Source organism: Maricaulis sp. MIT060901 (assembly GCF_047123815.1).
Classification (GTDB): Bacteria; Pseudomonadota; Alphaproteobacteria; order Caulobacterales; family Maricaulaceae; genus Maricaulis.
Genome location: NZ_CP138920.1, coordinates 1,751,930 through 1,775,008 on the forward strand (window position 1 = coordinate 1,751,930; position 23,079 = coordinate 1,775,008).

The 23,079-nt window shown below is 59.9% G+C and carries 31 protein-coding genes; 19 read left to right on the top strand and 12 right to left on the bottom strand.

Going from position 1 to position 23,079, the window contains the following annotated elements; translation table 11 throughout:
- Nucleotides 1-45: 45 nt before the first annotated feature.
- The gene (locus SIC17_RS08645) at nucleotides 46-900 is read right to left on the bottom strand and encodes a PfkB family carbohydrate kinase (protein WP_412545104.1); all 855 of its coding nucleotides are present in this window, start codon (nucleotides 898-900) and stop codon (nucleotides 46-48) included.
- Nucleotides 901-950: 50 nt separating this feature from the next.
- On the opposite strand from SIC17_RS08645, the gene SIC17_RS08650 reads away from it, so the two are divergent.
- Both SIC17_RS08650 and arsC read left to right on the top strand, forming a co-directional pair.
- Nucleotides 951-1,799, top strand: a complete 849-nt coding sequence (locus SIC17_RS08650) for an HpcH/HpaI aldolase/citrate lyase family protein (RefSeq protein WP_291891030.1) — start codon at nucleotides 951-953, stop codon at nucleotides 1,797-1,799.
- Between the two features lie 85 nt (nucleotides 1,800-1,884).
- Nucleotides 1,885-2,238: an arsenate reductase (glutaredoxin) gene (gene arsC / locus SIC17_RS08655; protein ID WP_291891031.1), complete on the top strand. Its 354-nt coding sequence runs from the start codon at nucleotides 1,885-1,887 to the stop codon at nucleotides 2,236-2,238.
- On the opposite strand, the gene SIC17_RS08660 is transcribed toward arsC, so the two are convergent.
- The 4 genes from SIC17_RS08660 to SIC17_RS08675 all read right to left on the bottom strand — a co-directional run bounded on the left by SIC17_RS08660 (nucleotide 2,235) and on the right by SIC17_RS08675 (nucleotide 5,402).
- Nucleotides 2,235-2,765 carry a DUF4166 domain-containing protein gene (locus SIC17_RS08660; RefSeq protein WP_412545105.1) on the bottom strand — a complete coding sequence of 177 codons (531 nt, stop codon included), beginning with the start codon at nucleotides 2,763-2,765 and terminating at the stop codon, nucleotides 2,235-2,237. The two genes, arsC and SIC17_RS08660, sit on opposite strands and share 4 nt — an antisense overlap.
- Complete coding sequence (locus tag SIC17_RS08665; protein WP_412545106.1) at nucleotides 2,746-4,236, bottom strand: TIGR01777 family oxidoreductase; 1,491 nt, start codon at nucleotides 4,234-4,236, stop codon at nucleotides 2,746-2,748. Before SIC17_RS08665 ends, SIC17_RS08660 begins: the two co-directional genes overlap by 20 nt.
- A 1-nt stretch (nucleotide 4,237) precedes the next feature.
- Nucleotides 4,238-4,771, bottom strand: coding sequence for a DUF4166 domain-containing protein (locus SIC17_RS08670; protein WP_412545107.1), 534 nt, complete (start codon nucleotides 4,769-4,771; stop codon nucleotides 4,238-4,240).
- Nucleotides 4,772-4,877: 106 nt separating this feature from the next.
- Complete coding sequence (locus tag SIC17_RS08675; protein ID WP_291891035.1) at nucleotides 4,878-5,402, bottom strand: GbsR/MarR family transcriptional regulator; 525 nt, start codon at nucleotides 5,400-5,402, stop codon at nucleotides 4,878-4,880.
- Between the two features lie 256 nt (nucleotides 5,403-5,658).
- On the opposite strand from SIC17_RS08675, the gene SIC17_RS08680 reads away from it, so the two are divergent.
- The gene (locus tag SIC17_RS08680) at nucleotides 5,659-5,796 is read left to right on the top strand and encodes a hypothetical protein (protein ID WP_412545108.1); all 138 of its coding nucleotides are present in this window, start codon (nucleotides 5,659-5,661) and stop codon (nucleotides 5,794-5,796) included.
- A 4-nt stretch (nucleotides 5,797-5,800) separates the two neighbouring features.
- Nucleotides 5,801-6,196: a hypothetical protein gene (locus SIC17_RS08685; RefSeq protein WP_291891036.1), complete on the top strand. Its 396-nt coding sequence runs from the start codon at nucleotides 5,801-5,803 to the stop codon at nucleotides 6,194-6,196.
- Here the strand turns inward: SIC17_RS08685 and SIC17_RS08690 are convergent.
- Nucleotides 6,174-7,070, bottom strand: a complete 897-nt coding sequence (locus SIC17_RS08690) for a hydrogen peroxide-inducible genes activator (protein ID WP_291891037.1) — start codon at nucleotides 7,068-7,070, stop codon at nucleotides 6,174-6,176. The genes SIC17_RS08685 and SIC17_RS08690 overlap by 23 nt on opposite strands.
- 126 nt (nucleotides 7,071-7,196) lie before the next feature.
- Here SIC17_RS08690 and SIC17_RS08695 point away from each other — a divergent pair, with 126 nt between their 5' ends.
- The 10 genes from SIC17_RS08695 to rimM all read left to right on the top strand — a co-directional run bounded on the left by SIC17_RS08695 (nucleotide 7,197) and on the right by rimM (nucleotide 14,741).
- Nucleotides 7,197-7,742 carry a peroxiredoxin gene (locus SIC17_RS08695; protein WP_291891038.1) on the top strand — a complete coding sequence of 182 codons (546 nt, stop codon included), beginning with the start codon at nucleotides 7,197-7,199 and terminating at the stop codon, nucleotides 7,740-7,742.
- 137 nt (nucleotides 7,743-7,879) lie between these two features.
- The gene (locus SIC17_RS08700) at nucleotides 7,880-8,404 is read left to right on the top strand and encodes a carboxymuconolactone decarboxylase family protein (RefSeq protein ID WP_412545109.1); all 525 of its coding nucleotides are present in this window, start codon (nucleotides 7,880-7,882) and stop codon (nucleotides 8,402-8,404) included.
- A gap of 326 nt (nucleotides 8,405-8,730) precedes the next feature.
- Entirely contained in the window at nucleotides 8,731-9,030 is a 300-nt protein-coding gene (locus tag SIC17_RS08705) for a hypothetical protein (RefSeq protein ID WP_291891040.1), read from the top strand.
- Nucleotides 9,031-9,105: 75 nt separating this feature from the next.
- Nucleotides 9,106-10,386, top strand: coding sequence for a dicarboxylate/amino acid:cation symporter (locus tag SIC17_RS08710; protein ID WP_412545110.1), 1,281 nt, complete (start codon nucleotides 9,106-9,108; stop codon nucleotides 10,384-10,386).
- Nucleotides 10,387-10,395: 9 nt separating this feature from the next.
- Nucleotides 10,396-11,004: a hypothetical protein gene (locus tag SIC17_RS08715; RefSeq protein ID WP_291891042.1), complete on the top strand. Its 609-nt coding sequence runs from the start codon at nucleotides 10,396-10,398 to the stop codon at nucleotides 11,002-11,004.
- Nucleotides 11,005-11,246: 242 nt separating this feature from the next.
- Entirely contained in the window at nucleotides 11,247-11,567 is a 321-nt protein-coding gene (locus tag SIC17_RS08720; RefSeq protein ID WP_291891043.1) for a hypothetical protein, read from the top strand.
- 116 nt (nucleotides 11,568-11,683) lie between these two features.
- Complete coding sequence (locus tag SIC17_RS08725; protein ID WP_412545111.1) at nucleotides 11,684-11,869, top strand: hypothetical protein; 186 nt, start codon at nucleotides 11,684-11,686, stop codon at nucleotides 11,867-11,869.
- Between the two features lie 220 nt (nucleotides 11,870-12,089).
- Nucleotides 12,090-13,646, top strand: coding sequence for a signal recognition particle protein (gene ffh, locus SIC17_RS08730; RefSeq protein WP_412545112.1), 1,557 nt, complete (start codon nucleotides 12,090-12,092; stop codon nucleotides 13,644-13,646).
- Between the two features lie 38 nt (nucleotides 13,647-13,684).
- Complete coding sequence (gene rpsP / locus SIC17_RS08735) at nucleotides 13,685-14,131, top strand: 30S ribosomal protein S16 (protein WP_412545113.1); 447 nt, start codon at nucleotides 13,685-13,687, stop codon at nucleotides 14,129-14,131.
- Between the two features lie 58 nt (nucleotides 14,132-14,189).
- Entirely contained in the window at nucleotides 14,190-14,741 is a 552-nt protein-coding gene (gene rimM / locus SIC17_RS08740; RefSeq protein WP_412545114.1) for a ribosome maturation factor RimM, read from the top strand.
- Between the two features lie 131 nt (nucleotides 14,742-14,872).
- On the opposite strand, the gene SIC17_RS08745 is transcribed toward rimM, so the two are convergent.
- On the bottom strand, nucleotides 14,873-15,202 hold the full coding sequence (locus tag SIC17_RS08745; RefSeq protein WP_412545115.1) for a GIY-YIG nuclease family protein: 330 nt from the start codon (nucleotides 15,200-15,202) through the stop codon (nucleotides 14,873-14,875).
- 219 nt (nucleotides 15,203-15,421) lie between these two features.
- Between SIC17_RS08745 and trmD the strand changes: the two genes are divergently transcribed.
- Both trmD and rplS read left to right on the top strand, forming a co-directional pair.
- On the top strand, nucleotides 15,422-16,159 hold the full coding sequence (trmD, locus tag SIC17_RS08750) for a tRNA (guanosine(37)-N1)-methyltransferase TrmD (protein ID WP_412545116.1): 738 nt from the start codon (nucleotides 15,422-15,424) through the stop codon (nucleotides 16,157-16,159).
- Nucleotides 16,156-16,551, top strand: coding sequence for a 50S ribosomal protein L19 (rplS, locus tag SIC17_RS08755; RefSeq protein ID WP_291891049.1), 396 nt, complete (start codon nucleotides 16,156-16,158; stop codon nucleotides 16,549-16,551). The genes trmD and rplS overlap by 4 nt, the downstream gene beginning before the upstream one ends.
- A gap of 67 nt (nucleotides 16,552-16,618) precedes the next feature.
- Here the strand turns inward: rplS and SIC17_RS08760 are convergent, their stop codons facing one another.
- Nucleotides 16,619-17,188: a hypothetical protein gene (locus SIC17_RS08760; protein WP_412545117.1), complete on the bottom strand. Its 570-nt coding sequence runs from the start codon at nucleotides 17,186-17,188 to the stop codon at nucleotides 16,619-16,621.
- 227 nt (nucleotides 17,189-17,415) lie between these two features.
- On the opposite strand from SIC17_RS08760, the gene SIC17_RS08765 reads away from it, so the two are divergent.
- Nucleotides 17,416-18,120 (top strand): NAD-dependent deacylase, encoded by a 705-nt coding sequence (locus tag SIC17_RS08765; RefSeq protein WP_412545118.1) that lies wholly within the window; start codon nucleotides 17,416-17,418, stop codon nucleotides 18,118-18,120.
- Between the two features lie 133 nt (nucleotides 18,121-18,253).
- Here the strand turns inward: SIC17_RS08765 and SIC17_RS08770 are convergent, their stop codons facing one another.
- Nucleotides 18,254-18,670 (bottom strand): metallopeptidase family protein, encoded by a 417-nt coding sequence (locus tag SIC17_RS08770; RefSeq protein ID WP_412545119.1) that lies wholly within the window; start codon nucleotides 18,668-18,670, stop codon nucleotides 18,254-18,256.
- 78 nt (nucleotides 18,671-18,748) lie between these two features.
- On the opposite strand from SIC17_RS08770, the gene SIC17_RS08775 reads away from it, so the two are divergent.
- Nucleotides 18,749-19,201 carry an MmcB family DNA repair protein gene (locus SIC17_RS08775; protein ID WP_291891052.1) on the top strand — a complete coding sequence of 151 codons (453 nt, stop codon included), beginning with the start codon at nucleotides 18,749-18,751 and terminating at the stop codon, nucleotides 19,199-19,201.
- Here the strand turns inward: SIC17_RS08775 and SIC17_RS08780 are convergent.
- Together SIC17_RS08780 and SIC17_RS08785 are read right to left on the bottom strand one after the other, a co-directional pair.
- Entirely contained in the window at nucleotides 19,198-19,881 is a 684-nt protein-coding gene (locus SIC17_RS08780) for a DJ-1/PfpI family protein (protein WP_291891053.1), read from the bottom strand. The genes SIC17_RS08775 and SIC17_RS08780 overlap by 4 nt on opposite strands.
- Nucleotides 19,878-20,867 carry a GlxA family transcriptional regulator gene (locus SIC17_RS08785; protein WP_291891054.1) on the bottom strand — a complete coding sequence of 330 codons (990 nt, stop codon included), beginning with the start codon at nucleotides 20,865-20,867 and terminating at the stop codon, nucleotides 19,878-19,880. Before SIC17_RS08785 ends, SIC17_RS08780 begins: the two co-directional genes overlap by 4 nt.
- A gap of 412 nt (nucleotides 20,868-21,279) precedes the next feature.
- Here SIC17_RS08785 and SIC17_RS08790 point away from each other — a divergent pair, with 412 nt between their 5' ends.
- Nucleotides 21,280-21,921 (top strand): TetR/AcrR family transcriptional regulator, encoded by a 642-nt coding sequence (locus tag SIC17_RS08790; RefSeq protein WP_291891055.1) that lies wholly within the window; start codon nucleotides 21,280-21,282, stop codon nucleotides 21,919-21,921.
- A gap of 6 nt (nucleotides 21,922-21,927) precedes the next feature.
- Here SIC17_RS08790 and SIC17_RS08795 read toward each other — a convergent pair whose 3' ends face one another.
- The gene (locus tag SIC17_RS08795) at nucleotides 21,928-23,070 is read right to left on the bottom strand and encodes an SO2930 family diheme c-type cytochrome (protein WP_412545120.1); all 1,143 of its coding nucleotides are present in this window, start codon (nucleotides 23,068-23,070) and stop codon (nucleotides 21,928-21,930) included.
- Nucleotides 23,071-23,079 lie beyond the last annotated feature (9 nt).

Below are 23,079 nucleotides of genomic sequence, written 5' to 3' on the forward strand. Positions count from 1 at the left end.
TTGGCTAACCTGTTCCGTGCTTCGCGATCAAGCCGGATGCCGCAATCAGTCCAGTGAAACAGCGCTGAGCTTGAGGTGTGGGTCGCGCAATTCCTGCTGGCCTGCAACTATGGGCAGTTCCGGCGACTTCCACTCGCGTGCGCGGGCGATGACCGAGGCCGTTGCGGAGACGGATTCCTCCAGCGCTTCACGCGCAGGCTTGCCATTGATTATGGCTGCTGTGAAGGCGGCCGTCAGCAGATCCCCCGTGCCCTTGGGCACATCCGGAAAACGGTCATGTTGAACCAGCCAGGCCTCGTCCTTGTCGATATACATGACCCCGATCTGGCCACCGCATGGCACCGAACTGACCAGCACCGGGCAATCCAGTGATCGAGCAGCGCGAAGCATGGAATGTGTGTCGGTGAGCGTGCGACGGGTAATGCGCCCGAGTTCGAAGACATTGGGGGTGATCAGGTCAGCACGCGACACCAGCTGGTCGATAATTCCGGCAGCAATGGCGTTGGAGACATAGAGGCCGTCCGGCGCATCGCCCATAATCGGATCGACGATCACCAGCGGTTTCTTGGCATAGGCGTGCAGTCCGTTGTGATGGCGGGGACTGTTGCGCACGACATCAATGACGGCACCGCTATCATAGATCTGGCCAACATCGGCGAAATAGCCTGTCAGGACGACATCTGTGAGTGCCAGCATCCCGTTATCGGCTATTCCGGAGAGTACGCTCTGGAACATCTCCTGCTCGACCGGGCCACCACCTGGTTCGCCCCAGCCCGGGTGTCGGCCAAGCAGAACCGTCGGAACCAGCATACTGTCTATGCCCGCTGCGTTGAGCACGAAGCGGGAATTGGCGCCGCCTACCATCGAGGCGGAAACATGAGAGGTTAGCAAAAGAGCCATCGGCATGAAATTTATGCTATATCGCTTCCTCTCTATTCGGAATGCCCTTCATGAGACGATTAATCCGTTCGGCGCTTTTTGTGCCTGCTTCCAAGCCTCGCGCGATCCAGAAGGCCGCTCATCTGGGCGCTGACATGCTGATCCTTGATCTGGAGGACGCTGTGGGTCCGGGAGAAAAGGAAGAGGCGCGTGAGGCGGCCCAGACTGCGATGCAGATCTGGAGTGGCGCCGGTGCAGTGCGCGCTATTCGCGTCAACGCACTGGATACGGAATGGGGGCAGGCGGATTTTGCCGCTGCAGCTCGAGCCGATGCCGTTGTGTTGCCCAAGGTCGAACAGGTCGGGGACCTGCACGAGGCGCGCGCGGCGCTCAATGCACACGGATCATCAGTGCCGATATGGGCGATGATCGAGACACCGAAAAGCGTGCTTGGCGTCGCCGCCATCGCAGCCGCCACGGGTACGGGGCTCACGGGGCTGATCGCGGGGACCAATGATCTTTGCAAGGATCTGCGATGCCGCCCGGACCGGGACCGCATGGCGCTGGTGCCACACCTGGCGCAGATAGTCTGTGCAGCGCGCGCCTACGGGCTGTATTCGCTGGACGGCGTTTACAATCACTTCCTCGACCCGAAGGGTTTCCGTAGCGAAGCCGAGCAGGGTCACGTTCTGGGGTTTGATGGGAAGTCGCTGATCCATCCCAACCAGGTCGATCTGGCGCATCTCTATTTCGGTCCGTCCCCGGAAGAATTGGAGCATGCTGCGAAGGTCGTTGCCGCCTTCGCAGCGCCCGAGAATGCCGGAAAAGGGGTGATTTCCCTCAATGGAGACATGATTGAGCGCCTGCACCTGGATGCGGCCAGAACCTTGCTGGCCATGGGTGGAGATAATGACGCCTGAGAGGTGTTTGAAAAGAAGTTGCAGCCCCAAGCTTGAAAACCACCCCCGTTAACGGCTTTGATCGGTATCAGATAAAGGAAGAAGAATGACCGATTCCACGACCATCTGGCACAATCCGCGCTGTTCGAAGTCGCGCCAGACCCTCGCACTCCTGGAAGCGCGTGGTGGCGAACTCAATGTGCGCGAATACATGGACGACATGCCGACAATCGCCGAGTTGAAGGACGTTATGGCCAAGCTGGGCTTCACGTCCGCTCATGAGTGGCTGCGCAAGAATGAAGCGGATTATCGCGAGCTCGGCCTCAAGGCGATCGAGGATGAGGAGGTCCTGCTGGACGCGATGACCAAATACCCGCGCCTGATTGAGCGGCCGGTTGTTATCCACGGCGACAAGGCCATGATCGGCCGCCCACCGGAACAGGTCCTCGAACTCTTCTAGCCTGCTGGCCGCAGGCTTCCGGCATATCTGGCAATCAGACCGACGAGCGGAAGACGCAGTTCGACATTGAACAAGTGCGCTCCGTCAGCACTGCGCTCACTGGCCGAAATGTGCGGACGCAGAGCCTTTGGCAGGGGCATTCGCCAGAGCCGGACACGGCGCAGCAGAAACTTGATGCCAGTCTCTGCCCCGGTCAGCGCGAAAGACAGGGTGAAGGGGCCAAACTGTTCGAGCAGCAAGCCGTCCCTTTCCCACTGCCAGGTCGCAAAGCGCTGTTGGGCATACCAGCGTTCCAGCAATTCACCGTCATTAGTGGCGGTCACCCGAACACGGGCGGGAATGGCTGTTCCTGCACTGGGCAGTCCGACGGCGGATGCCAGCAGCCGAGCGAGAGCATTCCCGCCGCGCTGGATAACGGCCTGACCGACCAGCTCGCAAACCGGTGCCGGACTGTGCAGAAAACGGGTGCTCTCCGGGAGTTCGGCCCAGCTCGCGCCCAGGATCTTCTCATACAGGTGTCGTGTCATGTAGGCGCTTTGCGGTTTCACAGCCCGCTTTCGGTTTGCCGGTAAGGTCCCGGCAGGCGGTCTTGATATCGGGATAGTTGAAATGGAAACCCGCGGTTTGCAAGCGCTGTGGGCGAACCCGCTGGCTGGCGAGGAAAAGCTCGGACATTTCTCCCAGCCCAAGCCGCAACAGCGCCGCGGGTATGGGCATGAGCAGTCCCCGGCCTCCAATCGCACGCATGACCTCGCCATGCCGAACCTCTGCCGGAGCAGCCACATTGACAGGGCCTGCCAGTTCCTGTCGGTCGAGCGCGAACTCGATGGCGCGCAGGGCATCGTGTTTGTGCACCCAACTCATCCATTGCTGTCCGTCGCCGAATTGCGGGGCGATACCGAACAGCCGGCCCAGGGCAAGCTTGGGAAACGCGCTGCCATCGCGACCGAAGATGAGGCCGAAACGCAGGCGGCAAACCCGAACCCCGTATTTTACGGCGTGACAGGCCTCATTTTCCCAGACCCGGCAGAGATCCGCGGTGAAAACACCCAATGGCCGTCCGGCATGCTCGGGTAGAGGGGTTTCGCCCTGATCACCATAGGCGCCCACGGCAGACGCACTGACGAGGACGTTTGGCTTGTGTCGCAGTCGTTTGATCAAGGCGAGAACTGCACGCGTCGTGTCGAGGCGGCTGTCCAGAAGCAATTGTTTACGGCTGTGCCACCAGGGCATGTCAGCGACATTGGCGCCAGCCAGATTGACGATGGCGTGGATGCGTGTGTCGTCCGCCAGCAGGTCGAGATTGTCGGTGACATCAACGCGCGGACCGAATAATGCCCGGGCCTTGAGCGTGTCGCGGCTGAGCGCGATGACCCGATCGCCACGACCGGTCAGGCGATGCACCAGATCCTGGCCCAGAAACCCGGTCGCACCGGTAATGAGCACTGTGCGTTCGCTGGGGCGCAGGCGTGCCGGCTCAGTCCGACCCGCTGCGCGCTTGTTCAGGTCTCGCCATGCGATGGCATCGCGAACACCCCAGCCGAACACGCCGATGGCGGCGGCGGTGAAGAACAGGCTCCACAGGCCGCGATCCACAATGAGACCAGCGCCTTCAAGCTTGAACCAGTCCCACAGGATCGGCGTGAGCAGGGCCAGTACGACGCCATAATTGATCGCGAGCACTGTATGCAGCACACGCTCGAACGGGGGGAGTCTCCGCGTTCGGTCTTCTTCCAGGAAGTCCGCCAGGGTTATGACGATCTCGCCGACCAGAACGGCTCCGAACAGCAGTGCCAGCCACCCGTGGGGCTGAAACCAGGCAAAGATGATGAAGGCACCCGCATAAATCAGCTCACGCGCTGCATGCAGGCCGATTTCGGTGCGTGCAGAGACGCGCCCCGGCAGGGCCTCGGTAATCTCGTGATGCCAGAGATTGTCGAACCCGCCGAGCAGGACCTGCACGGCCAGCACGATGAAAAGAATGTCGAGGGCAGTCATCTCAATTCTCCGTTGGGTCTGTGCAAACGACGCTCTGGTCGAACACGCGTCCGAACCAGGGATGGTCGCAGGTGAGGTGGAATTCGAACCGGTCCTTGCCGCGCGCTTCATGGCGCACAGTGATGCGTCCGGGCGTTAGGATGTCCGGGATCGGAATGTGCAGCGGACCGAGATCAAGCAGGAAGGCGTCGCTGGTGAAGACCAGACTGCCGCCCTCCTCGCTCAGCTGTAGCCGCATCGAGACCAGCCTGGCGCATTCATGCAGGCGACCCTTGCGGTCGATACGTTTGGTAGAGCAGACGCGTTCGACCTTGCCGCCGGGGTGAATATAGTCGCGGATCCAACGCATGCCGCCCTGCGCGCGTTCGAGGCGGATACACGCGTCCAACTCACCGCGGCTGACCGGCAGGGGGCGTCCGAGGAGACAGCAGATCCACGCGATGCACTGGCCGATCGTGCTCGCGCTGAGCCTGGCCCGGCCCGGATATTCGCATTCCGTATTGGCGGCGAAACGCTTGCGGATGGCCGGATGCAATGCGCGCCGGGCTGGTCCGGGCTAGAGGTCCAGGACGGATGTGTTTTGTTCATTGTTTCCGCAATTTCTGTCTAAACAGAAATTGGTGGCCAAAAAAACACCCATCTCACCCTCCTACAAATCTGGCGATTCGCGTTCCAAGCTTCATGAGCTTGATAAGCGTGCCCTGGGGAACATCTCGCATCTGGCCGTACCAGTCGGTCAGATTGCTGACGAATTCTTCCATCCGCTTGAGCCGTTCCGCCGCGATTTTCGGTGTTTCGGGATCGTCGTCGGCGTAGGTGGCACACTCTTTCAGAATGGCCAGGGTCGGGTCGATTTCCCGCTTCTTGCGGGCATCCGCGATGGCCATCAACATGTCCCACGGCTCGTGTGTCGCGACAAAATGATCACGGCGATCGCCAAGCTTGTGCTCCAGCGAGACCAGCCCGAAAGATTGTAGTTCCTTCAATGAATTGGAAACGTTTGAGCGCGCGATCTGGAGGATGTCGGTGATCTCTTCCGCGTGCAGCGGCTCGTCCGCGAGATAGAGCAGGGCGTGGATCTGGGCGATCGACCGGTTCACGCCCCAACGCGCACCCATCTCACCCCAGTGGACTACAAATTTCTGCATTGGTGCGGAGAGTTTCATCGGTGTTCACGCCTTTTCTGTTTCAACAGAAAAGACTGATCTATCGCGGATCTCAAGTGCCGTAGTGTCGCAGGCTGTCGCAAGCCCTCAACGTGAATAGCTAAAAAATTGAACCGAGTCGGGCAGGCGCATGTGTTTGACCGCGTCACGCAGCTGGCCTCTCGAATACCCGCGTTCATGGCGGAGCGGGGCTCGGCTTGGCGATTTGCGAGGTTCGCGGCGAGCACGGAGCAGGATTGAATGTCCCGTCTTTGCCGTGACTGCAGATGCATCCACCACAACGCGGGAAGAGATGCTACGCATTGGTGCAAACGAGTTTTTCGCCAAGCCGGTAGATCTCGACAAGCTGGTCGACCGGCTTAAGCTGCACTTGCAGCCATCGGAACGAGTCTGAACCATTGAGCAAGCTATCTATCGCCGTTGTAGATGATGACCCGGTCGAGCTGGTTCTGCTCACCGAGATCGCCAGCGATGTCTGTGCAGATGCAGAGCTGAACGGATTCACCCGGGTAGAGGATTTCCTCGAGGTTGACGTCAACGCCTTCTCGCTCGTTCTGCTTGATCGCCGGATCCCGCCGCACAATGACTACTCCGAGACATTGCCCATGCTGGCAGCGGCAGGTTTTACCAATCGGGTCGTGCTGATGACAGCGCATGATCCGGGGTTGGAAATTGGCGATTATCCATTTGAGGTTGGCGGCCCGGTCGACAAGTTGGACCTGCTCAAGACAGAGGTCCTCAAGGCTGTGTTTGATGATCAGCCGCTGCCGGTTAACTGGTCAGTTCGTTCCTGATTGCATCCGCGATCTTCACCGCTTCATCCGCTCGCGCGCTGCCACGTCTCCAGGCGATGCCGATCTCACGGCCGGCCACTGGCGGGTCAAAGGACTGCACGTTCAGACCCATGCGTTCTACCAGACCGGCTTCCACGGCCATGCGTGGCAGCAAGGTTGCACCCATGCCGGAACGTACCATCTGGACCAGGGTATGAAGGCTGGTGGCGGCAAAATCGCTGCGCGCTTCTCCGGCGCTACATGCCGCCAGAGCGTGATCTCGCAGACAGTGTCCGTCTTCCAGGAGCAGTAGCGGCTCGCCTTTCAGGTCTGAAGCCCTGAGCTGGCCCTTCTTTGCAAGCGGATGATCCTGGCTGCTCGCAAACAGGAATTCGTCCGACGAGATGGCATGGGTATCGATGCCCGGCGCATCGAAAGGCAAGGCCACGAGTGCTGCATCCAGCCGCCTTTCGCGCAGCCCGTCATAGAGCCGGGCAGTCAGGTCCTCGCGCAGGAACAGCTCCAGATTGGGATAGGCAGCGCGCAGGGCCGGCAATACGCGCGGCAACAGGAAAGGGGCGATGGTCGGGATGACGCCGAGCTTGAAACTGCCGCTCAGCGGTTCTCCGGCAGCTTGTGCAGCAGTGACCAGGTCCTCGGCCTCCGTCATCACTTTGCGAGCGCGTTCAAGCACGGCTGCGCCGGCTGGTGTCAGCGCGGCCCCCCGGGCGCCGCGTTCAACCAGAACTGTCCCGAGAATGCTCTCGAGCTCCTTGATCGCTGCGCTCAGCGTTGGCTGGGTCACGTGGCAGGTCTCGGCGGCGCGCGAGAAACTACCCTGTTCTGCAAGGGCGATCAGGAATTGTAATTGGCGGAGTGTCGGGAGAATCGTCATGCCATAGATATTCCCTATGACAATCCAAAAAACAATCCATTGGATTTGTGAGAATCGGTCAGGCATAACCGCGTCATCAAATGCAAACGGACCCGTTGTGGTTCATTTATATAGCTGGAGAAAAGCATGCTGGGCATTGGCGAAAAACTGCCGGATTTTGAGATTGTTGGCGTAAAGCCGGGCTTTAACGCTCATGAGGAAAACGGCGAGTCTGCCTTTGAGCCGGTGACGCAGGACAGTTTTGAGGGCAAGTGGAAGGTCATCTTCTTCTACCCGAAGGATTTCACCTTCGTCTGCCCGACCGAGATCGTGGCATTTGCCAACCTGGAATCCGAGTTTGCTGATCGCGACACGGTTGTCATGGGCGGTTCTTCCGACAATGAATTCTGCAAGCTGGCCTGGCGCCGCGAGCATCCGGATCTCGACAAGCTCGGCATGTGGCAGTTTGCGGACACGACCGGTTCCCTGATTGACTCCCTTGGTGTGCGCTCCGAAGAAGGTGTGGCCTACCGCGCCACCTTCGTCGTCGACCCGCACAATGTCATCCAGCACGTTTACGTCACCAATCTGAATGTTGGCCGTAACCCGGAAGATACGCTGCGCGTCCTCGATGCCCTGCAGACCGACGAGTTGTGTCCGTGTAACCGCCCAATGGGTGGTGAGACGCTTTAAATCGTCCCCCGGCTGATCCGCCCCGCATGTCGGATCAGCCATTGCCCCGGGTTCGGCCTGTCCCTGTCTAGATCCGAGCCTGGGGCTAATTTTTACACCTTATTGAAATTGAAACTCATTCGCTGGAGAAGATTTGGATGTCCATCGACGAACTCAAGAATGCGCTGCCGGATTACGCCAAGGACCTGAAGCTGAACCTGTCTTCCCTCGCTCGCGAGACCGTGCTGGATGATGAGCAGAAATGGGGATCCTTCCTCGCTTCTGCTCACGCAATCGGCGAACCCCAGACCCTCAAGGCTGTTACAGCCGAGGCTGAAGCTGTGCTGAGCCCGGAAGCGCTGACCGCCGCCAAGGCTGCCGCAGCCATCATGGGCATGAACAATGTCTATTACCGTTTTGTCCACCTGGCCTCGAACAAGGATTACGGCACGCTGCCCGCAAAGCTGCGCATGAATGTTATCGGTGCGCCGGGGGTCGAGAAAACCAGTTTCGAACTCTGGTCCATGGCGGTCTCGGCCATCAATGGCTGTGGCATGTGTATGGACGCCCACGAGGTCGAGCTGCGCAAGCACGGACTGACCACGACCCAGATCCAGGCCTCCGTGCGTATCGGCGCGGTCATCAATGCAGTCGCCAGTGTCCTGCGTGCGCAAGCCGTCTGAACGCTTTCACCTGCAGGAATTGTCATGATGAGGGTCCGGCTGTCCGCAGCCGGACCCTTTTCGATTCTGGCGAACATCCTTTGTGGCGGGCCCTGAGAGTGGTCGAAGACGCGGAAATTAACGCCTGTAGCGGAAAAATCTCATATACCCACACCTTCAGGTTGGGCTCAGGGCAGGTTGCCAGAATGCGAGTGCTGACAGGTGTTTACCCTGTTTTTGCGATTGCGACATCGGAAAAATTCCAGAGGCTCCGGTTACTCTTTGTTAGAAATAGATGTTTCGCCTCTTGTTGAAAACTTTTTAGTCCGTACAATGAACGAATGTCGATGATTGATAAGACATTTGATCCCTGGCCCAAGCGCGCTCACCGTCGCGGACGTCCAGCGAGTGACTCCAAGTTCTGGTTCGGACGTGAAACCGGCTGGTCTGCCGAGCATTTTTGTGACCTCACCTGGATGGCGGTTTTGATGCCGGCTTTTCTGGGGCTTGGCCTTCTGGCAGCCTCCACTGTTCTTCCCGGCACAGACTTCCCGGCCTTCCTGCGTCTTGTCGGAGCAGGCTTCGTGCTCTTTGGCGCGCATCGTGGCGTCATGCGCCTGATCGCAGCCATGCGCGGCGCCGATTGACGTAGACCCTCCACACTTTAGTGTGCCTCCAGCAATTTCATTCGAAGGGTGTGGGCCTTTCGGAAAGGGGAGATGATGAGCTGGTGGTTCAAGATAAAGTTGTGGCAGCGCGTGCTCGTTGGCCTGGCTCTGGGTGTTGTTGTCGGGTTGGTTCTGTCCAGTGTGATGGGCCAGGAGGCCGCAGCCAGCTGGATCGATAGCTATCTTCGCCCGCTTGGATTGATGTTCATCCGCTTGATCCGGATGTTGATTGTTCCGCTCATCTTCACAACGCTGGTTGCCGGTGTGATGGCAATGGGTGACCCAAAGAAGCTCGGCTCGCTAGGCGTCAAAACCCTGCTCCTCTATTTCGGTACGACCTTTGTTGCGAACATCATCGGTCTGAGTGTCGGAACAGTGCTGAAACCTGGCGAGGGAGTTAGTTTCGCAGGTGTGGAACCGGCGGCCGCCGCGGCCGCGTCCCAGCCGGAGCCGATCATTGATCGCCTGCTTGCTGTCATTCCCGAAAATCCTGTTGCTGCTCTGGCGGATGGTGACGTCCTTGCGATCATCTTCTTCTCGCTCTTCTTGGGCGTGGCAATCTTGGCGACCGGAAAAGCCGGTCGCCCTGTTGGTGATCTCTTCAACTCCGCTTCGGATGTGGTCCTCAAAATCACTCACTGGGTGATGGAGTTGGCTCCGTTCGGCGTGTTTGGTCTTGTCGCCTACACGACCGCGAGCCAGGGCATGGAAACCTTGATGGCGATCCTGGGCCTGGTTGTTGCGGTCTATATCGGGTTGTTTATTCACGCCCTGGTGACGTACGGCTTCCTGGTGCGTGTTGTCCTGAATCTGCCGTTGATCAGGTTCTTCCGCGGGCTGACGGATCCGATTGCCGTTGCGTATTCGACGGCTTCATCGCCCGCGACTCTGCCGGTCACGATCGCGGCAGCATCTGATAATCTCGGATTGAAGAAATCGGTTGCGGGATCAGTCCTGCCCTTGGGCGCCACCATCAATATGGATGGTACAGCGCTTTATCTGGGCATTCTCGCCCTCTTCACCGCGCAGGCGTTCGGATATGACCTGACCCTGACCCATTACTTCCTGATCGCCGTGACCGCCGCGGCCGCTTCAATCGGGGCTGCGGGTATTCCGTCGGCATCCCTTTTCTTGCTCGCCACGGTCCTGAATACGTTTGGCGTGTCCGCGGAGCATCTGGCCTTGATCCTGGGTCTTATCTACCCCGTTGACCGCATCATGGACATGGCCCGGACGGCTGTGAACGTGACCGGTGATGCCGCTGTCGCTACGGCTGTGGCCAAATGGGAAGGTGAGCTGGACGAGGAGACATTCAAGAAGCCGGCTGTCGTCTAGGCCAGACAGATGAAGCTGCCTTCATCACGCGTACTGGAGTTGATCATCGCCGCCAGTGTGGTGGTCATCTCCGTCGCTTCGCTCTTTGTTGCGCTCTACCAGGGGCGCGTCATGGAGCAGACGATGAAGGCGAGCGTGCTTCCGGTCATTGAATACTCGACCGGCAATTTCGACATGGAGAGCGAAGAGCCGCGCATCACCATGACGCTGCACAATAACGGCCTGGGTCCGGCTGAGGTGCGGGAGGTGATCTTCCGCTACAACGGTGAAGAGTTTACCTCGCCCGGCCATCTCGTTTCGGTATGCTGTGTGGCCAATGCGGCCAGCCCACAGGAGGCCAGCGCGTATCTGCAGGATATCCAGATGCCGGTTATCACCTCCAACCTTCGAGGTCGCGTGATGACCCAGGGCCAGGAATTATTGATGCTCGCAGTGCCCGGATACTCAAACGAAGGCGCGCGCGGTGAGGTGTATCGCACGCTCGACGATGCCCGTTTCGAGGTGGAGGTCGAGATTTGCTATTGCTCGGTTTTCGATGATTGCTGGCGGTCCCGCTATCCGGATGCCGAGCGGTGGGAAGTTGCCAGCTGTATCCGTCGTCGCCCTCAGGACGGATGATGAAGTCGGGCGATTGTGCCTGTTTGAGAGCTTTCCAGTTCCAGCCTGAACCCGAAGCGTTCGGCCAGGCGTCGTGCCAGGATCAGTCCGAGACCCGCGGCTGCTGTGCTCTCGATACTATTCCCGCGCTGAAGGTCTTCAGTTGCTGAGCGGTCAGTCCTGCAAGGATGCCCTTCAGTCCCTGGTGTTTGATCCGGCATGCCTGCTTTCGCGTATCTCTTCCAGGAAAGCGTGGAGCAGGCATGTCCGGATTGTTTCGTTTGATCGCCCTTGCTGGCGGTATCGGGCTGACAGCCCTCATCTGGTGGGCCGTCGTTGAGGGGGATTTCGGCGCAGCCGGGGACTGGTTGTTCAACCATCCCTGGGGAATCGTCACGCTGGCCGATCTCTATCTCGGCTTCCTGTTCATGGCAGGTGTTATCGCCCTCGTAGAGCGCACCTGGTTCGGGCGGATTTTCTGGATCCTGCCGATCTTTGTGCTCGGAAATGTCTGGCCTGCCCTCTGGCTGATAGTCAATGCCGGAAAGCTGGTCAGAACTCTTCGGGAATCGTCGAAAAATTGAGTCGAACTCGACGTTTATTTAGCCCTCATTGAGCACAAATCCCGATTTCCGGGCCTGGGTAGGGCGGTGTTAACGGAGTCAGGGTCGAATCGATCCTCGTTATCGGGAGGATTGTCATGACCAAAATGGTGTCTGGCTTTAAAAATCTGACCAAGACTGCGCTGCTCTGGCTCACGCTCTGCGCGATCGGCGCTTCCATCTATGGAGGCCTTATTGCCAGCCAACCCGGCCCGCGAACCCTGACGTTCGCCGAGACGGAAACCGTCCAGCCCGCGGCCCCGACGATGGTGTCTCTGGACTAGTCCTTGGCCCCTGTCTTGGCAGTTTTCTTGACTCTATGGGTATTCGCGCGTAAACGCCCGGCTTCATCACGCAAGCTCTGAGGCTTGTCTTACCTGCACATCTTCCCAAATAGGCCAACAGGGCCGGGAAAGGGAGGCAGGCGAGAACTCCGCTCGGCGAAGGTTTCGCTCAGCGGAGCCGCTTTGCATTGTTTGATCGAAACTTGAGGAAGGCGAACGCATGTTCGACACGCTTACAGAACGACTTGGCAGCGTCTTTGACCAGCTGACCGGCCGCGGTGTCCTGAGTGAAAAGGATGTCGATGTCGCCCTGCGCGAAATTCGCGTGGCGCTGCTGGAGGCTGATGTCGCCCTGCCTGTCGTCAAGACCGCGGTCGCCCAGATCCGTGAGCGCGCTGTCGGCGAAGAAGTCATCCGTTCCATCAAGCCGGGCCAGCAGGTCATCAAGATCGTGCACGATGCGCTGGTCGACCTGCTGGGTGGCGAGGGAGAGCCGGAAGGCCTGCAGCTGGAAGGTGAGCCGCCGGTCGCTATTCTGATGGCGGGCCTGCAGGGTTCGGGTAAGACGACCACCTCGGCCAAGCTCGCCAAGCGCCTCAAGGATATTCACAAGAAGAAGGTCCTGCTGGCCTCGCTCGACACCCGCCGTCCGGCGGCGATGGAACAGCTGCAACAGCTGGCGGGCCAGGTCGATGTCGGCTTCCTGCCGATCGTGGAAGGCCAGCGCGCGGTCGATATCGCGCAGCGCGCCATGACCGCCGGCAAGTTGCAGGGTTATGACGTCGTCATCCTCGACACCGCGGGCCGGACCTCGATCGATGAAGACATGATGGCCGAGGCGCATGCGATCGCCGCAGCCACCACACCGCACGAAACCCTGCTGGTCGCGGACTCGCTGACTGGCCAGGACGCCGTCGAGACGGCCAAGCGCTTCCATGAACGCCTTCCGCTGACTGGCCTGGTCCTGACGCGTATGGATGGTGATGGCCGGGGCGGTGCAGCGCTGTCCATGCGCCATGTAACCGGCCTGCCGATCAAGTTCCTCGGTGTTTCCGAAAAGCCGGACGGTCTGGACGCGTTTGATGCCAAGCGCGTTGCCGGCCGTATCCTCGGTCGTGGCGACATTGTCTCGCTGGTTGAAAAGGCCGCCCAGGATCTCGACCAGGAAAAAGCCGCCCGCATGGCCAAGAAAATGGCCAAGGGCAAGTTCGATCTCGAGGATTTGCGCGAGCAGTTCGGCCAGCTGAAAAAGCTCGGCGGTCTCGGATCGATCATGGGCATGCTGCCGGGCATGAACAAGGCGGCGATGGCCCAGGCCAATGCGGCCGGCATGGACGACAAGATGCTCTCCCGCCAGGAAGCCATCATCCTGTCCATGACCAAACAGGAACGCGCCAAGCCGGACATTCTCAAGGCCAGTCGCAAGAAGCGCATCGCGGCCGGTGCCGGTGTTGAGGTCGCGGACGTCAACAAGCTCCTCAAAATGCACCGCCAGATGGCGGACATGATGAAAAAGGCCTCCAAGAAGGGCCGCGGCGGTCTCGCTGGCATGCTCGGTGGTGGAATGCCGGGCGGCATGCCTCCCGGCGCTGGCGGCATGAACCCGGCGGATCTGGGTCAGGCGGCTGAAGACCTGCTTGGCGGCAAGGCACCCGGCGGTGGCAATCAGCTGCCCGGTCTCGGCTCCGGCCAGGCGCCACAAGGATTACCCGGACTGGGGGGCGGCGCGCCGCAACTCGGACCGGACGGACTTCCGATCGGATTTCCGAAGAAATAACGCGTAATTACAGACTACTAGAACCAAGGAATACCAAAATGGCTCTTAAAATTCGTCTCGCCCGTGGTGGCGCCAAGAAGCGTCCTTACTACCGCATCGTTGTGGCTGACAGCCGCATGCCGCGTGATGGTCGTTTCATCGAGAAGATCGGCACCTACAACCCGATGCTGCCGAAAGACGGCGAGCGTGTCACGCTGGACATGGAAAAGGTGAAGTCCTGGATCGCCAAGGGCGCCAAGCCGTCTGACCGTGTTGGCCGTTTCATCAGCCAGATCGACGCTGAAGTCTGGAAGTGGGAAGCCTCCAACAACCCGAACAAGGGCAAGCCGGGCGTGAAAGCTCAGGAACGCCTCGCCGAGAAGGCCGAGAAGGAAGCCGAGCGCAAGGCTGCTGAAGAAGAAGCCAAGGCTGCTGCGGCTGAAGCTGAAGCCGCTGCTGCTGAAGCTCCGGCCGAAGAAGCGGCTGCTGAAGAAGCGTCTGAGTAATTCAGGCCATTCAATCGTCATCCCTGCCCTGGCAGGGGTGACGTGACGAGGGTTCCTTATGGCCAAACCTGCCGATGATCTCGTTTTCGTCGCTGCCATTGCCGGTGCGCATGGTGTGCGGGGCGAATGCAAGGTGAAAAGCTTCACCGGAGAGCCGGAGGCAGCGTTTGGCTATGGGCCCTTCCTGGACGGGACCGGCAAGGTCCTGTTCACGCCCAAGCGCTGGCGTGTGGCCAAGGATGCCTTTGTTGTCGCCTTCAAGGAGCCGATGACACGGGAACAGGCCCAGTCCGCCCGTGGCACCAAACTCTACGTCCCACGCGAGGCCCTGCCCGAGCTGGAAGACGACGAGTTCTACCATTCCGATTTGCTCGGACTGAAAGTCCAGTCCCTGGACGGGTCCCCCATGGGCCGCATCAAGGCGATCCATGATTTTGGCGGCGGCGACCTCCTGGAAATCGTCGACACGCCCGACCGCAAGGGCGCCTGGATGATCCCCTTCACCGCAGAACAGGTCCCCCACGTCTCCATCACCGACCGCCTGGTCACAATCGCCCCTCTTGAAGAGGTGGAAGGCGACAAGGAGCGGGATGAAGCGTCTGGCGAATAGCCCCGCACCGTCCTGTTTGTCTCTCCCCCATCCCCCTGGTTTCCCCCCGATTTGTTCGGGGGGCTGGCATGACCGTCAGGCTAGTCTCTTCCGCATGCCAGATCCCGGGACAAGCCCGGGAGAAAATGACGTTAGTTGATCGGCGGAAATAGTATCTCGGAACTGTCTGTGATCTCGAACCGTAGATCCTTCCAGCCTGGGTTCCCGTCTTCGATCAGGTTGAACTTCCAGGCTCGCCGATAGCGTTTGATCTGTTGCTCTCGTCGCCAGGCCGCTTCCCATCCGTCATGCCATTCGAAATAGACCAGCTTGGTGATCCTGTAGCGCTGTGTATGGCCAGTGAGGAGGCAGTTTCTGTGCTGCCGCCTTCGATAGACGAGGTCCTTCGTGCGTCCTATGTACAGCGCGCCACGCGGCCGGCTGGCCATAATGTAAACCGCTTCCGGGTGCTCCAAGGTCATTATGCTATTTATGATTGAATCTACTTCAAGATCAACTTCCCCCGGAGGAGCGTAGCGAATTCCGTGGTCTGGCATTATTGTGAGGCCAATCGCCTCCTGATGCCGGGCCCCGGCACAAGGCCAGGGTAAGGACAGAGTAAAAGTTGTCGGATAGCGGCCGGTGGTCTCGGGGGTTCCCCTCATTCCCAACCGCCTCCATCCCTGCTAAACCCGCGCGCCATGACTGATCAAGCGCCGCAAAATCCCTGGACCGCATCGGTTCTTACCCTCTTCCCGGGCGCCTTTCCGGGACCCCTGGGTGTATCAATTATTCAGACAGCTGCGAATCATGGGCTATGGGCGCTAGAAACTGTGGACATTCGGGATTTTTCCCGTCATAAGCACCGCTCCGTGGACGACACCCCGGCCGGCGGAGGCGCTGGTATGGTGCTCAGGCCGGATGTCGCAGCGGAAGCGATCGATGCGGTACAGTCTCGCTGGCAAGGTGAGAAACGGCCGTTGATCTATTTGACACCGCGGGGCAAGCCGCTCACCCAGGCCCGGGTTCGGGAATGGGCGGACGGTCCGGGTGTTGTTGTATTTTGCGGACGTTTTGAGGGCCTGGATGAACGGGTCATCGAGGCCCGTGAAATGGAAGAGGTCAGTGTTGGCGATGCCGTACTGGCCGGGGGCGAGGCGCCCGCGCAGCTTCTGATCGAAGCTTGTGTGAGACTGCTCCCCGGCGTGCTTGGCGACCCGGCATCGGCCGAGGATGAAAGTTTCGAGGGTGATCTCCTCGAATATCCTCACTACACCCGTCCGCGGGTTTGGGAGGACAGGGAGATCCCGGAAGTACTGCTCTCGGGGCACCATGGTCGGATTGAGGCCTGGCGTCGGGAACAGTCGGAAGAGATTACGAAGGCGCGTCGGCCGGACCTGTACGAGAGGTTCAAGGGACGCAAGGAGAATGCACGATGAACATGATCGAGCAGCTGGAAAAAGAAGAAGCCGCCCGCGTCCTGGGTGACAAGGAACTGCCGAAGTTCGACGCTGGTGATACCCTGCGCGTACATGTCCGCATTAAAGAGGGCAGCCGCGAGCGTATCCAGGTCTTCGAAGGCGTTTGCATCGCGAAAAACGGCGGTGGCGTGAACGAGAGCTACACGGTTCGCAAGATCTCCTTCGGTGAAGGTGTCGAGCGTGTATTCCCGGTCTACTCGCCGCTGATCGAGCAGATCGAAGTCAAGCGTCGCGGCAAGGTCCGTCGCGCCAAGCTCTACTATCTGCGCGACCGCCGCGGCAAGTCCGCTCGTATCGCTGAGCGTACGACCGGCCACGACATCGAAAAGCGCGCTCCGAAGAAGAAGTAAGCGCCTTTCGCGTCACGCGATTACAAGAACCCGCTGGCTCTGGCCGGCGGGTTTTTTGTGTTTGGCTTTACGAACACTGGCTGGCCAGGCGGGCGGCAACGACACTGCGGGCACCGGACATGGTTGAACGTGCGTCTTCAAAACCGGTGCGCGGGTCATTGTTGTAATCCTGCATGCGGTGCGCATAGTCCCGGCCCTCGGCCTGTTCGGCGATGATGTAGCGGACTTCCTGCAGGGCGGTGCGGCGGTGTTCATAACCTCCGGTCACATCAACCGACGCCAGTGCCAGTGCACAGAAGATCGAGAAGCGCTCATCATCCAGGTCGCAGTCACGATCATCCTCGCGGTCCCAGACATCTTCCGAGGAAAAGCGTTCCAGGGCGCAATCAAGAATATCCAGATCGGTTTGGTTCACCGGCCGTTTGCGATCCCCCAGCAGGGCGAATGTCTCTTCCACCAACGCGCGCTGCTCATCGGTTCGGTCCGTTTCCACCACACTTCGAAAGACCCGCATGCCGTCGCTGATGGTTTCCAGTTCGGCTGCGATCTGCCGGTCGATCTCGCCCTGACAGTCTGCCATGGCTGTCGAGCCCAATGCTGCCAGACCGAGGCTTGCCGAGATGATGTGTCGTTTCATGGCCATCTGCTCCAACTGAACCGCCGGGCAGAAGCCTAGCAGCGAGGTGTTTGGCGGCAAGTTACGGATGGTTTGAGGGCTCTTTAGGGTGTCTCGGCCCGTCTAGGGAAAGGACGACCGAAGAGCTCTCCTCGGGGAAAGGTTGAGCTTCGCGAGGGCGAGGTGCGCAAAGCGAACCGGAACACGCCGTCTTGACGTCTCTGCCAACGCAAGCCCCAACTGGCGGCATGACCCAATCTCTCTTCATACTGACCGGATCCGGCGTCTCTGCTGAATCCGGGCTGGGCACGTTTCGCGATACAGATGGCCTGTGGGCGAAGTTTGACTGGCGAGAACTGGCGACGCCGGAAGCCTTTGCCAGCAAGCCTGAGCAGGTGCATGCGTTTTACAATGCGCGCCGCGCGGGTCTGAAGAAGGCCAGTCCGAATGCGGCGCATCTTGCCCTGGCTGATCTGGAGAGAGCCTGGCTGGCGCGGGGTGGCGAGTTCTTGCTGGTGACCCAGAATGTGGATGACCTGCACGAACAGGCTGGGTCCGAACGTGTTGTGCACATGCATGGCGAGCTGAAAAAGATGCGTTGTGAGCTTTGCGGCGAGGTGCATGAAGCCTTCGACGAGATCACAATGGACCTGCCCTGTCTCAATTGTCGCGAGGCGGGCGGGCTGAGGCCTCATATTGTCTGGTTCGGCGAAATGCCGATGGAGATGGACCTGATCTACGACCAGCTTGAGGCATGTGACCTGTTTGTCGCGATCGGAACCTCGGGAACGGTCTATCCAGCCGCCGGATTCAGCCAGGTCGCGAAACAGGCCGGCGCGCGCTGCCTGGAGATCAATCTGGAGGAAACCGACACCTCTCCCCTGTTTGATGAGGCCCGGAAAGGTCTTGCTTCACAGGCTGTTCCAGCCTGGGTGGCAGACATGGTGGGCTGAGTCCTTAATAGAGGGTTAACGTATTTCGCAGGATTTTCCCGAAAATCCTGGCAGGGGAGTCCGGATATGCGTGTGATTTCACCAGGAACGCGAATCCCCGTTCTCCCTGGAGGGGAGTTGGGGTCTGGTCTCATCAACTCTCCGCACGGTTCTCGATCCGGTGCATGTCTTCGTCCGACAGACCGAAATGATGGCCGATCTCGTGGATGAGGACGTGCTGGATCAGATGGTCCAGCCGCTCGTCACCGCGCTGCACCCATTCAGCCAGAATGGGCAGGCGATAGAGGAAAATGCGATCCGGGAAAGGTTGTGCCCAGCTGATGGATTTCTGCCCCATATCAATGCCCTGGTAGAGGCCGGAGAGCTGATAGGGGTCGCTCATGCCGAAATGGTCGAGAACTTCCTGTTCGGCGAAATCGGAGATGAAAATCGTGATGTCGCTGGCGTTCAGCCTGAACACCTCGGGCAATGCGTCATAGGCCCGTTGGGCCATGATCTCGAAATCGGCGGCACTGATCGCGCGTGGGTCGGAGACTTGGTGCGGGTACATGAGATTCACATAGGGATAGGGGCGCCGGGTTCCAAGAGTGAACTTGTTTTGCGAACAAAGGTAGAACATACTGGCGAGATGGATCTCAACGACGTCGCCTCCGCCTCCAATCCCGATATCGATGACGCCCAGGCCCTGGCACGTGGCGCGGCGCGCCTGTTCTGGCAGCTGGGCTATAGCGCCATTCCCGAATTCATCCTTCCGGACGGACGCCGGGCGGATCTCTTCTGCGTCGGCCGCAAGGGCGAAATCGCCATCCTGGAAATCAAGTCCGGCGTTGCCGACTTTCGTGCCGACAACAAGTGGACGGATTATTCCGAGTATTGCGACAGCTTCTATTTCGCCGTTTCGCAGCGCTTCCCGCACGACCTCATCCCGCCACAATGCGGGCTGGTGATCGCGGACGGTTTTGGCGGCGCGATTGTGCGGGAAAGCCCGCTCGACAAACTCGCCGCCGCCCGGCGCAAGGCCATCACGCTTCGATTTGCGCGTGCAGCCGCTGATCGCGTGATGCGGTCCGGAGAGGACTAGGCCTCCGCCATTGCCTCGTTAAGCGCCGTGTCGAAATCGGCCAGGCGCGGTTCGAAACGCTGGTTCAGCAGTTTCACGATGGCAGGTGGCGCCTTGTGCGGCGAACCGGCATCAACGGGCGGGTGAGGATCATATTCCAGTCCGAGCTGGATGGCCTGGGCCATGCTCTCCCCCGCAATTTCGCGCACAATCGTCAGTGCGAAATCAATGCCGGCGGTTACGCCGCCACCCGTGAAGAGATTGCCATCACGGACCACACGTCCCTCTGTCGGTGTCGCCCCGACCCGGGCCAGCTCGTCATGATAGCTCCAGTGTGTGGTCGCTCGCTTGCCCTGCAAGAGACCGGCGGCGCCCAGGACAAAAGCTCCGGTACAGACCGAGGTGACATATTGGGCCTGGACGGCCTGGCGGCGCACGAAATCGATCAATTCGCGGTCGCGCATGGCATCATCAATCCCGAACCCGCCGGGAATGCAGATCAGATCGAGCCCCGGACAGTCGTCTATGCTGGTGGATGGCATGATGAAGGGGCCGCAGTCGGTCTGGACCGGCTGCATGGTCTTGGCGACCAGATGCACCTCGGCACCGGGCAGCCGGTGCAGCACCTGCAGCGGGCCGGTGAAGTCCAGCTGGGTGAGGTTGTCAAACAGGACAAAGCCGATGCGGAAGGGAGAGGTCATGGCGCGACTCCGGAATAGGGGGAACGAAAACGTTCGCGGAAACGAACAGGACTGACGCCGAGCTGGCGTGCAAAGGCGCGATCGAGGCGTTGGCAGGAACCGAAACCGGCCTCATTCGCGATCAGGGTGACAGACTGGTCGGTTTCAACCAGGGCGCGGCGCGCGGTGTCGATCCGCAGGCGTTCGACCAGTGCCGCGGGACTGATGTTCAGTTCTTCTCGGCACAGGCGCGAGAGGGTGCGCCTCGATATGCCGGCAGTCTCGCTCATGGTGTCGACAGACCAGGCTAGCGACGGTGCCCGGCGAATGGCCTCGCAGAGCTTGCCCAGGCGCGTGCCCGGGCGCATTTGCAGATCAAGCTCGGTGGAGAATTGCGATTGCCCGCCCGAACGCATGCGCGGAACGACCAGGTGCCGGGCGATGGTCAGGGCAATGTCCCGGCCGTGATCCAGTTCCACCAGCGCCAGGGCGAGGTCGATACCCGCCGTGACACCGGCAGACGTCCAGATCTTGCCGCTCTGGATATAGATTGCGTCAGTATCGACAGCGATGTCCGGATGCCGGTTGGCGAGTTTCTGACTGTCCCACCAGTGTGTCGTCACCCGATGCCCGGCCAGAATATCTGCTGCGGCAAGGATGAAGGCGCCGGTGCACACAGAACCAACCCGGCTTGCCTGCGACAGGGATGATTTCACGCGGGCGGTGAGCTGAACATCTTCCAGAGCCAGGTCGATTTCAGGCACCTCGCCTCCGATGGCCAGCAAGGTGTGACCTTCGGGCAGGGCGCAGGAATAGTCACCATCGGCTTCGACGGCGAGACCGGCGGAACTGGTCACTGGGCCGACCTTGCCGGAAAGAATACGCAACGCATAGGCGTCCCGGCCAAGGGCGCGGTTGGCGCCTGCAAACACGCTCACCGGTCCGGCAAGGTCCAGGAGCTGGAAGCCGGGGTAGATCAGAAAGGCAATGGTTTGCGAGCTCGACATGTTGGCAGGTTATCGTGCCGGCGATTTGGCCGAAAGTGCCAGTGACGGTCAATTTGGGCCAACAGGAATGCCTGGGCGCTGCCCCGAAAAAGTGAAGGGCGGCCTGCGTTCGGACCGCCCCTCTCTTGGTCTGTCTGCTTCGTTTCGGGTCGTTCAGACCCGCAGCCCCGGCTTTGTCTCCCCGTCGGGAGAGAGCCGTGATGCTCAAATCCTTGCTGTTGAACGCCTAATGAGATGTTAACGGGGTCGGGTTTGCCCGGTGAAGGGATCGCTACCCGGCATAAGCGGACCCTTTCCACTCATCGTGGCGGGCCAGTTGGTGCAGGACGATCTCGCGATACGGAGAAACTGTGTCACACTTGCCTCGCAGCTGCCGTGCCGACAGATTGCGGGTGATGGAACGAGGTAGAGCGTGAACGAGCGTGCTCCGATAGAGGGTGTAAACCTGCAACGGCGGGTGGCGCCCCAACAGAAACGGTCCCAGCAGCGGATCCGCGAAATCGTCGAGGCAACCAAACGCCTGCTTGAACGCGGCGAAGGGGAGTCGATCACGACCAGCGTTGTCGCGGCTGAAGCCGGCGTGCCTGTCAGTTCCGTCTATCGCTACTTTCCCAATATCTACTCGATCCACCAGACCCTGCTGGAGGAGTACAAGTCCGCGACCGATGACATCATCGGCGAGCGCCTGAATGATCCGGAAGAGACGGAATGGCAGGTCAGCCTAACCGGTATGATTTCGGGGTTGCGAACGCTGGTTGATGAAAACCCGTCCTATGGCGCGGTTTTGCGCCTCACCCTGACAACACACGAGCTGCGCTCGGTGCGGGAGGAATGGAATCTGCGTCTTGCAGACCAGCTCGCCAGCCGTTGGCGTGATGGTGCTGACGGGTTCTCCGGCGGAGATCCGGACCTGGTCGCCCGCATGACTGTCGAGATTTATTCGGCCGCAGAAATCCTGATGTTTGAAAATCGGGAAAACGAGAAGAAGGCAGAAGCCATCTTCAACGAGGCGCTCATCGCGCTCCGGCGTTATCTCGGCAATTACCTGGAATAGCTCAGGTCAGATCTCGCAGGATCCGGTCATCTCCGTGATCCAGCGCTCGACGAGTTCGAGCCCCTCTGCGTGCACGGTTGAGCGGCCGAGTTCCGGCATCATTTCATCCGGTTCCACATTGTCGATACGATAGACCAGGATGGAGTTTTCCGGCTCTCCGGGAACGATGTCATAGGGGCGATTGCCTGTGCCGCTACCCGCCGCGATAGGCAGTTTGCAGACCCCCAGATTCGGGCCGAAAGGTGTATCCGGTTCTAGGAACAGACCGGAGGTATCGGCTGGACCAACCTCGCTGTGGCAATGGGAGCAGTTCACGTCGAGATAGGAGCGGGCCAGCTCATCGAGGCTGGCATGCTCATCTCCCCAGGCTGCATTTCGGGGCACCTGGGCCAAATCTGGAAGGCCTTCCAGGAAACCGACGGTTTCAAGCCGTTCCAGCTGGTTTTGTGGAATGTTCGTATAGGCAAAATCCCGATTGATATGCCGCGGTTTCGGGCCGATGGGCGAGATCGCCCGCGAATTGGAATCTGGTGCATGACAGCCGGCACACTGATTGGTGTTGGGCATCACATAGTTGAAGGCTTCCTCGCCGCCGTCCTCGGCCACCAGAGTCATCGGAATCACTGCACCTACACGATGCAGGCGCGCTTCGGTCTGGTCCTCGTTCCAGCGGTAGGGCAAGGCGACCCAACCGTTCTCGCGGTGCACCAGAATGCGGGTCTCAACCAGGCGAACCTTGTCCATAGCCATGCGCCCATCCTGGAAGTCAGCGCTGGTATCCTCGGTACGAGCAACACGTTCGCCCAGCTCCCCATCTATGCGAGGATAGTAAAAGGTCTTGGTGATCACCGTTCCAACCGGAAAATCCAGTGTATCGCCCTCGCGATAATGGGCCGTGGTTCCATCGGGCATCCAGATCGTGCGCAGCTTGTGTGCATAGTCGGTGAAGAGGGCGGTATTCATGTCATAGGCGACGACATTTCCACCCAGAACCAGATCGCCACCGGACAGACCGACTTGCCCCCAATCCGACAATAGCGGCGGATTGCCCTCTGCAATGTAGCGCGCTTCCGGTTGGCCAGTGCCGCCACAGGCGGCGAGTGCCAGCGCCAGCGAAGACACGGCAAGGGATCGAGGGAGGGTCGTCATGTCGCGGTC